Genomic DNA, 11,932 nt, shown 5'->3' with positions numbered 1-11,932 from the left:
CATTCTCTCGACGTGAGAATTACATTATGAATTCATAATGGCAAGGATAGCTACCCTCCAGCCGTCCTTGTGTTGGCCCCTTTAGTCGTTCTGGAGTGTCGTCTCCAGGCCGCTGTCCGGCCCCTCCGCGAGGTGATCGATGGCGGCTGCGCGCTTGTTGCGCAGGTGCTGGAACAGGATGTCGCTGAGCTCGCTTGCCGCGCGCCGGCGCAGCGCATCGAGGATCGCCTCGTGTTCGCGCATCGCCTCGGCCCAGCGCTGCCGCTTGCGGGCGAAATTGGCGGAATAGCGCACGCGGCGGATCCGGCCGGCGAAGTTGGCGTAGGTGGCCTTCAGCGTCTCGTTGCGCGCGGCCGCAACGATGCTCTCGTGGATTTGCTGGTTGGTCTGGAAATAGCCGTGCATGTTGCGGTGCAGATAATGGCCGTACATCTCGTAATGCAGGCGCTCGATCGCGGCGATTTCCTCGTCGGTGATGATCTCGCATGCCAGCCGTCCGGCGAGGCTCTCGAGCCCGGCCATGACGTCGAACAGTTCCTCGAGGTCGCGCCGGCTGAGCCGGCGCACCCGCGCGCCGCGGTTGGGCAAGAGCTCGATCAGGCCCTCGGCGGCCAGCACCTTGAGCGCCTCGCGCAGCGGCGTCCTTGAGATCCCCAGCATCTCGCAGAGCTGCCGCTCGGGAACGCGGGCGCCCTCGGGAATGTTGCCCTCCACCACATAGTCGCGGAGCCGCAGCAGGATTTCGCCGTGAAGCGAGGCCTCCTGGCGGTCGCTGCCATTGCCGGCGGCGGGCGGGGTGATTGGAACCCCGGCTTCGGGAATCGCGGATTTCATATTCTGAACAATAATTTGCCGGCGCGGTCGCGTCGATGCTCTCGATCGAATACCAAAATTGGATTGAAAAGACAAAAAATGAATGCAAAATAGCTCGCTGAGGAGCCGAAATCCGGCGATTGGGAGGTTCTCATGCATCAAGGGCGTCATTTTCTGCAGATTCCAGGGCCGAGCCCAGTCCCGGATCGCATTCTTCGCGCGATGGATATGCCGGTCATCGACCACCGCAGCGCCGAATTCGCCGCGCTCGGCCGTGCCGTCCTCGAGGGCAGCCAGAAGGTGTTTCAGACCAGGGGTCCGGTGGTGATCTTCCCGTCATCCGGGACCGGCGCCTGGGAAGCCGCGATCGTCAACACCCTGTCGCCGGGCGACAAGGTCCTGATGGTCGAGACCGGCCACTTCGCCACCCTGTGGCGGCAAATGGCCGGCCGCTTCGGCATCGAGGTGGATTTCATGGCCGGCGACTGGCGCCGCGGCGCCGACCCCGCCCAGATCGAAGCAAGGCTCGCCGCGGACACGACGCACAGCATCAAGGCGGTGATGGTCGTCCACAACGAGACCTCGACCGGCGCGACCAGCCGGATCGCGGACATCCGCGCCGCCATCGACCGCACCGCGCATCCGGCGCTCCTGATGGTCGACACCATCTCCTCGCTGGGCTCGGTCGATTACCGGCACGACGAGTGGAAGGTCGACGTCAGCGTCAGCTGCTCGCAGAAGGGCTTCATGCTGCCGCCCGGCCTCGGCTTCAACGCCATCTCGGAGAAGGCGCGCGCCGCGTCGCGCACCAACCGGATGCCGCGCTCCTATTTCGACTGGGAGGAAATGCTGAAGCCGAACGCCAAGGGCTTCTTCCCCTATACGCCGGCGACGAACCTGCTCTACGGGCTGCGCGAGGCGATCGCGATGCTGCTGGAGGAGGGGCTCGACAACGTGTTCGCCCGCCATCAGCGGCTGGCCGCCGCCACGCGCGCCGCCGTCAATCAGTGGGGGCTCGAGGTGCTGTGCCAGGAGCCCTCGGAATTCTCGCCGGTGCTGACCGCGGTGATGATGCCGCCCGGCCATGATGCCGATCAGTTCCGCAAGGTCGTGCTCGACAATTTCAACATGTCGCTCGGTGCCGGCCTGTCGAAGGTCGCGGGCAAGGTGTTCCGCATCGGTCATCTCGGCGAGTGCAACGAGCTGACGCTGCTTGGCGCGCTGACCGGAGTCGAGATGGGATTGTCGGTCGCCGGTGTGCCGCACCGCTCGGGCGGCGTCGAGGCGGCGATGAAGCTTCTCGAACAGCGCGACCAGCGCAATACACCGCCGCATCTGAAAGTCGTCGGCACCTAGCAGCCAGCGCGTCAACAAACTCAAAAAAAATCGCGGGGGAGGGGATATGAGGCTTCGGTTCAAGGCCACCCATGTCGTGTTGGCCATGCTTTGCGTGATGTACTTCATCACCTATGTGGACCGCGTGAACATCGGCACCGCGGCCGGCGAGATCCAGAAGGAGCTCGGCCTGTCCAATACCGAGCTCGGCCTGGTGTTCTCGGCATTCGCCTATCCGTACCTGCTGTTTCAGGTGATCGGCGGCTGGGTCGGCGATCGCTTTGGGCCGCGCCAGACCTTGTTCTGGTGCGGCATGATCTGGGCCGCGGCGACCATCATGACCGGCTTTGTCCATGGCCTTGCCGCGCTGTTTGTCGCGCGTTTGGCGCTGGGGTTCGGCGAAGGCGCGACGTTTCCGACCGCGACGCGCGCGATGCAGTACTGGACGCCGGCGAACCGCCGCGGCTTCGCGCAAGGCCTGACGCATTCATTCGCGCGGCTCGGCAATGCCATCACCCCGCCGGTGGTCGCGCTGCTGATCCTCTGGCTGACCTGGCGCGGCGCGTTCGTCGTGCTCGGCGTCGTCAGCCTGATCTGGGGCATCGCGTGGGTCTGGTACTTCCGCAACGAGCCGCGGGACCATGGCTCGATCACCGCGGCCGAGCTTGCGACATTGCCGCCGCGGCCGAAAGGCGAGCGGCCGAAGGTGCCGTGGGGACCGCTGCTGCAGCGGATGTGGCCGGTGACGCTGACCTATTTCTGCTACGGCTGGTGCCTGTGGCTTTATCTCAACTGGCTGCCGCTGTTCTTCAAGAACAACTACAGCCTCGATCTGAAGAACTCGGCGCTGTTCGCATCCGGCGTGTTCTTTGCCGGCGTCGTCGGGGACAGCATCGGCGGCGTCATCTCCGACCGCATTCTCGAGCGCACCGGCAATGTACGGCTGGCGCGACTCAGCGTGACGGTCGTGGGCTTCGCCGGCGCGCTGCTGTCGCTGATGCCGATCCTGTTCGTCCACGACATCACGGTGGTGGCGCTCTGCCTGTCGGCCGGCTTCTTCTGCGCCGAGCTCGTGATCGGGCCGATGTGGTCGATCCCGATGGACATCGCGGCGAAATATTCCGGCACCGCCGCCGGGATCATGAACACCGGCTCGGCTTTCGCGGCCATCGTCTCGCCGTTGGTCGCCGGTTTCGTCATCGACGCCACCGGAAACTGGTACCTGCCGTTCCTGATGTCGATGGGCCTCCTGCTGGTCGGCGGCTTCTCGGCGTTTCTGATGCACCCCGAGCGGCCGTTCGAGGAGACCGGCGAACTGGCGGCGCCGGGCAAGGTGGTGGCCGCCGAATGAGGCGCTGTCGGCCCGGCTGAGCGCCGTCAGATATGCATGACGGACCCCCGCCGGGCCTAGGACAAACCCGGCGAATAGTGATATGCGAGCGGCTCACCACGACCAAGACGAGACCGGGAAAGACGCTCATGACCGTGCATACTGGAAGGCATTTTCTGCAGATTCCGGGACCGACCAACGTGCCGGACCGGGTGCTGCGGGCCATGGATATGCCGACCATGGACCATCGCGGTCCCGAGTTCGCCGAGATCGGTTTTGCTGTGCTTTCTGCGATGCAGCGTGTGTTCCGGACCAAGCAGCCCGTGATCATCTACCCGTCGTCGGGGACCGGCGCCTGGGAGGCCGCGATCGTCAACACGCTGCAGCCCGGCGACAAGGTTCTGATGTGCGAGACCGGGCAGTTCGCGGTGCTGTGGCATGGCATTGCCGACAAGTTCAAGCTCGACGTCGATTTCATCTCGGGCGACTGGCGCCACGGCGCCGACCTCGAGCAGATCGAGGCCAGGCTGTCCGCCGACAAGGCGCACAAGATCAAGGCGGTCTGCGTGGTCCATAACGAGACTTCGACCGCTTGCGTCACCTATCCGCGCGACGTCCGCAAGATCCTCGACACGCTGAAGCATCCGGCGCTCTTGATGGTCGACACCATCTCCGGCCTCGGCTCGCTGGAATATGAGCATGATGCCTGGGGCATCGATGTTTCCATCGCCGGCTCCCAGAAGGGGCTGATGTTGCCGCCCGGCCTCGGCTTCAACGCCGTGTCGGAGAAGGCGCTCGCCGTGGCCAAGGCCAATCCGGGCATGCGCTCCTATTGGGACTGGCAGGAAGTCATCAACATCAACAAGGCCGGCACCTGGCCCTATACGCCCGCGACCAACCTCCTGTTCGGCCTGCGCGAGGCCGTGAAGATGCTGGAGGAGGAGGGCCTCGAGAACGTCTTCACCCGCCACAAGCGCCACAGCGAAGCGACCCGCGCGGCGATCAAGGTCTGGGGCCTCGAAACGCAGTGCCAGGAGCAGGGCGCACACTCGCCGGCGCTGACCGCGGTGCGGGTGCCCGATGGCCACGACGCCGACCACTTCCGCAAGGTCGTGCTGGAGAATTTCGACATGTCGCTCGGCACCGGGCTCAACAAGGTCAAGGGCAAGGTGTTCCGGATCGGCCATATCGGGCACTTCAACGACCTGATGCTGATGGGCACGCTGTGCGGCGTCGAGATGGGGCTCGATCTGGCCAAGGTGCCGCATCGCAGCGGCGGCGTGCTGGCGGCGATGGAGGTCCTGAAGGGCCACGACGCCGCGCAGTCGAAGGCTGTCGCTTAAAAAGGCTGTCGCCTGAAACCGAATCGCAAACAACAGAAAGAGCGAGACATGAACGCGCCCGTCACTTCGACCGAAGACCTGATCTACTCCGTCGAGGACGGGATCGCGCGCATCACGTTCAACCGGCCGCAGGCGCGCAATGCGCTGACCTTTGCGATGTACGAGCAGATGGCCGCGATCTGTGAGAACATCAATCAGGATCACTCCATCAAGGCGCTGATCATGACCGGCACGGGCGACAAGGCGTTCGCCTCGGGCACCGACATCTCGCAGTTCCGGGCCTTCAAGACTGCCCAGGATGCGCTCGACTATGAGGCGCGGATCGACCGCGTGCTGGGCACGCTCGAGCAGTGCCGCGTGCCCGTGATCGCGGCGATCGCCGGCGCCTGCACCGGCGGCGGCGCCGGCATCGCCGCCTGCTGCGATATCCGGATCGGCACCGAGGCGACGCGGATCGGCTTCCCGATCGCGCGCACGCTCGGCAACTGCCTCTCGATGTCCAACATCTCGCGGCTGGTGTCGCTGATCGGTCCGGCGCGGACCAAGGATCTGATCTTCAAGGCGCGCCTCGTCGAGGCGCCGGAAGCGCTGGCGCTCGGGCTCCTGAACGAAGTCGTCCCCGATGTGGAGACGTTGCAGCGCCGCGCCAACGAGACGGCGAAGCTTGTCGCAGGCCACGCGCCGATCACGCTCGAAGTGACCAAGGAAGCGGTCCGCCGCATCCGCCGCACGCTGTCGCGCGAGGAGGGCGAGGACCTGATCCTGCGCGCCTATATGAGCGAGGATTTCCGCGAGGGCATGGACGCCTTCCTCAACAAGCGCGCGCCCAACTTCAAAGGCAAGTAACGGCGGCTGGGCGGCGGAGGACCGCGGGCTCGCCGAACCGAGGTCTCATCGTCATTCCGGGCTCTCGCGGAGTCTGTCACCGGGCGGCGCTTTGCGCCGACCCGTTGGCGCACCCCGGAATGACGGATGGGCCAGGGGTTCGCGCGCGTGCCACTGGGTTGCCCGACGGCGCAAGCCCCTTTTGCAGAAAATATTTCGGTTTACCGGAAGGTCAACTCAGTGTTATGAATTGCCCGTCTCACCCGATCGAGGGGCGCTTCGCGGTCGTCACGAACGTGGGTTGAGATGCGGTGGACGCTGTGCGTGGCTGCGCCCTCTGTTCGAAGAGGGCGGAATGAGATGCAAAGCTCGGACAGATCATGTCGCGAGAGCGTGGATGTGCGATTCATCGATCGCGCAGCAAGCTCGACGTCGTCCCGGCTTTCGCCAGGCGAAAGCCGGGACCCATAACCACCGATGTCAATCGTTAAGCGCTATTGCACGACGAGTCCCACTCACAACATCCGCCGCGGAGTTGGGTCCCGGCCTTCGCCGGGACGACGATTGGAGAAATCGCAAGTTCAACCATCCTGGTCAACGTGGCGCATCCGGTGGCTCGCAAACGACACCCGCCTCATTCCAAAGTCATAGGCCATGCGGCAGTTCGCGGCTTGAACTCACCTTCATTCTCGGCACAATGACCGCACCCGCCACCTCGCAGGTTTTGCCAAGCCGAACAAATAGATAGGGAAGAAACACGTGGGACAGATTGTAAAAACCGCGGCTGCAATCGCGGCCCTCTTGCTGAGCACGCCGGCCTTTGCCGGCTGGGAGCCGAGCAAGCCGGTCGAAATCGTGGTCGCGGCCGGTGCCGGCGGCGCCTCCGACCAGATGGCGCGCATGATGCAGGCGGCGATCCAGAAGAACAATCTGATGAAGCAGCCGATGGTGGTGTCGCTGAAGGGCGGCGCCTCGGGTGCGGAAGCGCTGATGTACATGAAGTCCAGCGAGGGTGATCCCAACAAGGTGCTGATCGCCTATTCGCTGATCTACATGCTGCCGCTGTCGGCCAAGATTCCGTTCAACTGGCGCGACCTCACCCCGGTGTCGGTGATCGCGCTCGACCAGTTCGTGTTGTGGGACAACGCCTCCGGTCCGAAGACCGTGAAGGAGTTCATCGCTGCCGCGAAAGCGGCGAGCGCGCCGTTCAAGATGGGCGGCACGGGCTCCAAGCGCGAGGATCACGTGCTGACCGTGTTCATGGAGCAGAAGACCGGCGCAAAGTTCTCCTACCTGCCGTACAAGTCCGGCGGCGAGGCTGCGACCCAGCTGGTCGGCGGCCACACCGAGTCCAACGTCAACAATCCCAGCGAGAACCTCGAAGTCTGGCGCGCCGGACAGGTTCGCGCGCTCTGCGTGTTCGACAAGGAGCGAATCTCCTACAAGACCAAGGTCACCGACACGCAATCCTGGAACGACATCCCGACCTGCAAGGAGGAGGGACTCGACGTGCAGTATCTGATGCTGCGTGCGATGTTCCTGCCGGGCAAGGTCACGCAGGAGCAGCAGGCGTTCTATGTCGACCTGTTTCAGAAGGTGACGCAGACGGCTGAATACAAGGACTACATGGAGAAGCAGGCGCTGAAGCCGATCTTCCTCACCGGCAAGGACATGGTCGAGTTCCTCGAGGATGACGACAAGCAGAATGCGTCGCTGATGAACGCGGCAGGGTTCGTCGCGAAGTAGCGGATCCGCCGTCATTCCGGTGCGCATCGGGGAATCTCGAGATTCCGGGTTCACCCTTCGGGTGCCCCGGAATGACTGGGCCGGCTGCTTTCCTCTTAACTTGGAATTGCCTTGCAAGCGGCAGCGGCGCAGTGATTACTGCGCCGCAGTATGGCCGAACGTCCGGCGAGCCCGATCGGGCTGGGTCACCCCTCCGGCGCCGTTGCGGGACCGTGAGGAGCGATCATGACCAAAGCCGTGTTGGGGATCATCGGTGGATCCGGCATCTACGATCTGCCGGGCCTGGAAAATGTCCGCGAGGAGGCGATCACAAGCCCCTGGGGCGAGCCGTCGGCGCCGCTCCGACGCGGCGAGATGGCGGGGCTGCCGATCGTGTTCCTGCCGCGCCACGGCCATGGACACGCCCTGTCGCCGTCCGACATCAACTATCGCGCCAATGTCGATGTGCTGAAGCGGGCAGGGGTCACCGACCTCGTCGCGCTGTCCGCGTGCGGCTCGTTCAAGGAAGAGCTGCCGCCGGGCACGTTTGTATTGGTCGACCAGTTCGTCGATCGCACCCACAAGCGCGAGAGCTCGTTCTTCGGCAAGGGCTGCGTCGCGCATGTCTCGATGGCGCATCCGGTTTCGCCGTTGCTGGCGAGGCATCTCGCCGCCGCTGCCGAGGCCGAAGACATCGCGTTCGCCCGCGGCGGCACCTACCTCTGCATGGAGGGGCCGCAGTTCTCCTCGCTCGCCGAAAGCCTGACCTACAAGGCGCAGGGCTATTCGGTGATCGGCATGACCAACATGCCGGAAGCCAAGCTCGCCCGCGAGGCCGAGATCTGCTACGCCAGCGTGGCGATGGTCACCGATTTCGATTGCTGGCATCCGGCGCATGATGCCGTGACGGTGCAGGATATCATCCGTGTGCTGAATTCGAACGCCGAGAAAGCAAAGGCGCTTGTCGCGCGGCTGGCGCGGGATTTCCCTCGCGAGCACGAGCCGTGCCCGGTCGGTTCGGATCGGGCACTTGATACCGCGCTGATCACGGCGCCCGGGGCCCGCGATCCGCAGCTGCTGGCCAAGCTCGATGCCGTCGCCGGACGGGTGTTACGGTCGTGAGCAAGTCCTCTAGCCAGCGCGCGACGCGAAGGGCGTAGGACATGAAAGTCGATGGACGACATTTTCGCAGCATCTGGCTCGAGCCCGACGGCTGGTCGGTCGGCGCGATCGATCAGCGCCGGTTGCCGCATGAATTCATCGTCGCCAAGCTCACCACTGCGGACGAGGCCGGCGAGGCGATCCGCTCGATGCTGGTCCGCGGCGCGCCGCTGATCGGCGCCACCGCCGCCTACGGCATGGCGCTCGCGATGCGCGCCGATGCCTCGGATGCGGCGCTCGAGCGCGCCGGCAAGATGTTGCTGGCGACCCGGCCGACCGCGATCAATCTGAAATGGGCCGTTGACGAGATGCAGCGCGCGCTGGCGCCGCTCGCGGCTTCGGCCCGCGCCGGGGCGGCCTATGCCCGCGCGCGCGAGATCGCCGATGAGGATGTCGAGATCAACCGCGAGATCGGCCGTCACGGGCTTAGCCTGATCGAGACGTTCGCCGCGACCAAGAAGCCGGGCGAAGTGGTGAACGTCCTGACGCATTGCAATGCTGGCTGGCTTGCAACCGTGGATTGGGGAACGGCGACATCGCCGATCTACCAGGCGCATGATCGCGGCATTCCGGTCCATGTCTGGGTCGACGAGACGCGTCCGCGCAATCAGGGCGCCTCGCTCACTGCCTGGGAACTCGGTCACCACGGCGTGCCGCACACCGTGATCCCCGACAACACCGGCGGCCATCTGATGCAGCATCAGATGGTCGATCTCGCGATCGTCGGGACCGATCGCGTCGCCGCCAATGGCGACGTCTGCAACAAGATCGGGACCTATCTGAAAGCGCTCGCGGCCCGCGACAACAGCGTGCCGTTCTATGTTGCGCTGCCGTCGCCGACCATCGACTTTAGTATCGATGACGGTGTCAGGCAGATTCCGATCGAGCAGCGCGCGGCCGCTGAGGTGACGCACCTCACGGGACGCACGGCGGATGGCCGGATCGAGACCGTGCGCGTGGTTCCGGACGGCTCGTCGGTGGCCAATTTCGGCTTCGACGTGACGCCGGCGCGGCTGGTGACCGGATTGATCACCGAGCGCGGCGTTCTCAAGCCGGAGCGTGCTGCACTTGCGAGCGCCTTTCCCGAACGTTCCACCGTTTGACTGAAGGTTGCATTGACGGTGGTTGCATCAGCACGCTATCCCAATCGTTGCCCTCGCAACCCAGACCGTCTCATCCATGTCCAATACCGAACTTGAGATCGTCGTCGACGATCCGACCGCACCTGAAGACAACTCGCCGGCGGTCGTCAGCACCGGCGTCGTCGACGTCGTCGTGTCGCTGCTTCTGCTTGCGCTCGCCGTGGTGCTCGGCTGGGACAATTGGCGCACCGGTGCGTCGTGGGACTCGACCGGGCCGCAACCGGGCTATTTTCCGTTCTACCTCTCGGTCATCCTCGGCGGTGCCAGCCTCTATGGCCTGGGTGCCGCCTTCGTCTCGCGCCGGGAAGCTGCCGAGACCTTTGTCACCCGGGCCCAGCTTCGCCGGGTGATGGCGGTGTTCGTGCCGACATTGCTGTTCTGCTTCGCCACCCAATATCTCGGCCTCTACGTCGCGAGCTTTCTCTTGATCGCTGGCTTCATGCGCCTCGTCGGCAAGATCGCGCTGTGGAAGTCGCTGCTGACCGCCTTCGTCTTCACCGCCGCGATGTTCATAACGTTCGACGTCGCGTTCGACGTCATCATGCCGAAGGGGCCGCTCGAAGCGGCTCTCGGCCGCTAGCGAACCGAGTCGAACCATGGAAGCTTTCGGTCTCCTGCTGCACGGCTTTGCCGTCCTTTTGACGTGGAAGACGCTGCTTTTGATGATGGTCGGGCTGGTGCTCGGCATCTTCGTCGGCGTGCTGCCCGGGCTTGGGGGCCCCAACGGCGTCGCGATCCTGCTGCCGCTGACCTTCACGATGGATCCGACCTCCGCCATCGTGATGCTGTCGTGCATCTACTGGGGCGCGCTGTTCGGCGGCGCCATCACCTCGATCCTGTTCAATATTCCGGGCGAGGCCTGGTCGGTCGCGACCACCTTCGACGGCTATCCGATGGCGCAGCAGGGCAGGGCGGCCGAAGCGCTCACCGCGGCGTTCACCTCGTCTTTCGTCGGTTCGCTGGTCGCGGTGCTACTGATCACCTTCCTGGCGCCGATGATCTCGTCGTTTGCGCTGAGGTTCGGCCCGCCGGAATTCTTCGCCGTCTATCTCCTGACCTTCTGTTCCTTCGTCGGCCTCGGCCGCGAAGCCAAGCACAAGACTGTCATTTCGATGTCGCTCGGGCTACTGCTCGCCAGCGTCGGCATGGATACGGTGTCCGGGCAGCTGCGCATGACGTTTGGCTCCGCGGAGCTCTTGCGCGGCATCAACTTCCTCGTCGCGGTCATCGGCCTGTTCGGCATCAGCGAGATCCTACTCACGATGGAGGAGCGCCTCGCGCTGCGCGGACACGCCGCCGGCATCAGCCTGCGCGTCGTGCTCTCGGTGTGGAAGGACCTGCCGAAATACTGGGTGACGCTGCTGCGCTCGTCGGTGATCGGCTGCTGGCTCGGCATCACGCCGGGCGGCGCGATCGCGGCCTCCTTCATGGGCTACAACCTCGCCAAGCGCTTCGCCAAGGATCAGGAGAGCTTTGGCAAGGGCCGGATCGAGGGCGTGTTCGCGCCAGAGACAGCCGCGCATGCCTCGGGCACCTCGGCGCTGTTGCCGATGCTGGCGCTCGGCATTCCCGGCTCGGGGACCGCTGCGATCCTGCTCGGCGGCCTGATGGTGTGGGGCCTCAACCCGGGGCCGTTGCTGTTCGTCGAGCACAAGGATTTCGTCTGGGGCCTGATCGCCTCGATGTATCTCGGCAACGTCGTCGGCCTGGTGCTGGTGCTGACCACGGTGCCGATCTTCGCCTCGATCCTGCGCGTGCCGTTCACGGCCGTAGCGCCGATGATCGTGGTGTCCTGCGCGATCGGCGCTTATGCGATCCAGAATGCGATGTTCGATATCTGGCTGATGCTGGGCTTCGGCGTCGTCGGCTATGTCTTCAAGAAGATCGGGATCCCGCTCGCGCCGTTCACCCTCGCATTGGTGCTCGGCAACCGCGCCGAGGATGCGTTCCGCCTCTCGATGATCGGCTCCGGCGGCGACATGAAGGTGTTCTGGTCGAACGGCCTGGTCGGCACCATCACGACGCTGGCGATTGTACTACTGTTCTGGCCTATAATTGATAGCGCAGTCGCTGCCGTGGCGCAGTTACGGCTGCGACGGTTCCGGCGACCGTCTAGCTGAAGGCGAGAGTTGGGGCCTGGGTTCTCGCGAGATGTGGTCGGCTGCAGGATATGTCCCAAACCGGCGGCCTATTACCTGCTCTCCTGGACACTTGACCAAAAAATGAGTTGTAACGGGCCTGTTTCGTGTCCTAATTTT

General features: G+C 64.5%; 10 protein-coding genes. 9 read left to right on the top strand and 1 reads right to left on the bottom strand.

The genetic code is table 11. The features are described from left to right. Positions 1-81: 81 nt before the first annotated feature. The gene (locus ACVMDN_RS23760; protein ID WP_456834882.1) at positions 82-834 is read right to left on the bottom strand and encodes a GntR family transcriptional regulator; all 753 of its coding nucleotides are present in this window, start codon (positions 832-834) and stop codon (positions 82-84) included. 132 nt (positions 835-966) lie between these two features. Between ACVMDN_RS23760 and ACVMDN_RS23755 the strand changes: the two genes are divergently transcribed. The 9 genes from ACVMDN_RS23755 to ACVMDN_RS23715 all read left to right on the top strand — a co-directional run bounded on the left by ACVMDN_RS23755 (position 967) and on the right by ACVMDN_RS23715 (position 11,794). Beyond that, positions 967-2,169 (top strand): pyridoxal-phosphate-dependent aminotransferase family protein, encoded by a 1,203-nt coding sequence (locus ACVMDN_RS23755; RefSeq protein ID WP_456834883.1) that lies wholly within the window; start codon positions 967-969, stop codon positions 2,167-2,169. A 46-nt stretch (positions 2,170-2,215) separates the two neighbouring features. Then, positions 2,216-3,499, top strand: a complete 1,284-nt coding sequence (locus tag ACVMDN_RS23750) for an MFS transporter (protein ID WP_456834884.1) — start codon at positions 2,216-2,218, stop codon at positions 3,497-3,499. A 128-nt stretch (positions 3,500-3,627) separates the two neighbouring features. Next, positions 3,628-4,821, top strand: coding sequence for a pyridoxal-phosphate-dependent aminotransferase family protein (locus tag ACVMDN_RS23745; RefSeq protein ID WP_456834885.1), 1,194 nt, complete (start codon positions 3,628-3,630; stop codon positions 4,819-4,821). Between the two features lie 48 nt (positions 4,822-4,869). Then, a complete protein-coding gene (locus ACVMDN_RS23740; RefSeq protein WP_456834886.1) occupies positions 4,870-5,667 on the top strand; it encodes an enoyl-CoA hydratase/isomerase family protein in 798 nt (265 codons plus the stop codon). Positions 5,668-6,414: 747 nt separating this feature from the next. Next, entirely contained in the window at positions 6,415-7,392 is a 978-nt protein-coding gene (locus ACVMDN_RS23735; RefSeq protein WP_430641979.1) for a Bug family tripartite tricarboxylate transporter substrate binding protein, read from the top strand. Between the two features lie 225 nt (positions 7,393-7,617). Next, positions 7,618-8,493 carry an S-methyl-5'-thioadenosine phosphorylase gene (locus tag ACVMDN_RS23730; protein WP_456834887.1) on the top strand — a complete coding sequence of 292 codons (876 nt, stop codon included), beginning with the start codon at positions 7,618-7,620 and terminating at the stop codon, positions 8,491-8,493. A 41-nt stretch (positions 8,494-8,534) separates the two neighbouring features. Beyond that, entirely contained in the window at positions 8,535-9,635 is a 1,101-nt protein-coding gene (gene mtnA, locus ACVMDN_RS23725) for an S-methyl-5-thioribose-1-phosphate isomerase (protein WP_456834888.1), read from the top strand. Between the two features lie 76 nt (positions 9,636-9,711). After that, the gene (locus ACVMDN_RS23720) at positions 9,712-10,254 is read left to right on the top strand and encodes a tripartite tricarboxylate transporter TctB family protein (RefSeq protein ID WP_092088135.1); all 543 of its coding nucleotides are present in this window, start codon (positions 9,712-9,714) and stop codon (positions 10,252-10,254) included. Between the two features lie 16 nt (positions 10,255-10,270). After that, positions 10,271-11,794, top strand: coding sequence for a tripartite tricarboxylate transporter permease (locus ACVMDN_RS23715; RefSeq protein ID WP_456834889.1), 1,524 nt, complete (start codon positions 10,271-10,273; stop codon positions 11,792-11,794). The last annotated feature ends 138 nt before the right edge of the window (positions 11,795-11,932 follow it).

This window comes from Bradyrhizobium sp. USDA 4510, assembly GCF_054059095.1.
The sequence above is the reverse complement of the archived record's forward strand: the minus strand, read 5'-3'. Positions and strand labels throughout refer to the sequence as shown.

Bases quoted from the DNA above. Each gene is read 5' to 3' on its own strand.
- ACVMDN_RS23755 (WP_456834883.1), top strand. From the start codon at position 967: ATGCATCAAGGGCGTCATTTTCTGCAGATTCCAGGGCCGAGCCCAGTC.
- ACVMDN_RS23730 (WP_456834887.1), top strand. From the start codon at position 7,618: ATGACCAAAGCCGTGTTGGGGATCATCGGTGGATCCGGCATCTACGAT.
- ACVMDN_RS23740 (WP_456834886.1), top strand. From the start codon at position 4,870: ATGAACGCGCCCGTCACTTCGACCGAAGACCTGATCTACTCCGTCGAG.
- ACVMDN_RS23750 (WP_456834884.1), top strand. From the start codon at position 2,216: ATGAGGCTTCGGTTCAAGGCCACCCATGTCGTGTTGGCCATGCTTTGC.
- ACVMDN_RS23745 (WP_456834885.1), top strand. From the start codon at position 3,628: ATGACCGTGCATACTGGAAGGCATTTTCTGCAGATTCCGGGACCGACC.
- ACVMDN_RS23715 (WP_456834889.1), top strand. From the start codon at position 10,271: ATGGAAGCTTTCGGTCTCCTGCTGCACGGCTTTGCCGTCCTTTTGACG.
- ACVMDN_RS23760 (WP_456834882.1), bottom strand. From the start codon at position 834: ATGAAATCCGCGATTCCCGAAGCCGGGGTTCCAATCACCCCGCCCGCC.
- mtnA (WP_456834888.1), top strand. From the start codon at position 8,535: ATGAAAGTCGATGGACGACATTTTCGCAGCATCTGGCTCGAGCCCGAC.
- ACVMDN_RS23720 (WP_092088135.1), top strand. From the start codon at position 9,712: ATGTCCAATACCGAACTTGAGATCGTCGTCGACGATCCGACCGCACCT.